General features: G+C 39.7%; 1 pseudogene. It reads left to right on the top strand.

The annotated features are described in order from the left end of the window. A pseudogene (locus tag IEX97_RS13140) lies at nt 1–267 on the top strand (3-phosphoserine/phosphohydroxythreonine transaminase); the annotation flags it as partial.

The raw sequence follows: 267 nt of genomic DNA, 5'->3' as shown, positions 1-267 counted from the left end.
AATCATTAATGAATGAAGCTCAGGATGATTTAAGAGCGCTTTTAAAGATCCCTTCTGAGTATCATGTTTTATTTATTCCAGCCCCGGCTCGGATGCAGTTTTCAATGATTCCTATGAACCTGCTTCAGAATAATAGGGTTGGAGCATATTGGGTTTCAGGCATATGGTCTGAGCTTGCTTTTAATGAAGCTAAAAAAATAGCCGATGCTTGCTGTGTTGGCAGCTCTAAGGCAAATGAGTTTACTAAGGTACCTGAGCTTCATCTAA

Origin of the sequence: Paenalicyclobacillus cellulosilyticus (assembly GCF_014647315.1) — a bacterium.
Taxonomy (GTDB): Bacteria; Bacillota; Bacilli; order Alicyclobacillales; family Alicyclobacillaceae; genus Alicyclobacillus_J; species Alicyclobacillus_J cellulosilyticus.
Note: the sequence above shows the minus strand (reverse complement) of the source record. Positions and strands in the feature narration are given on the sequence as shown.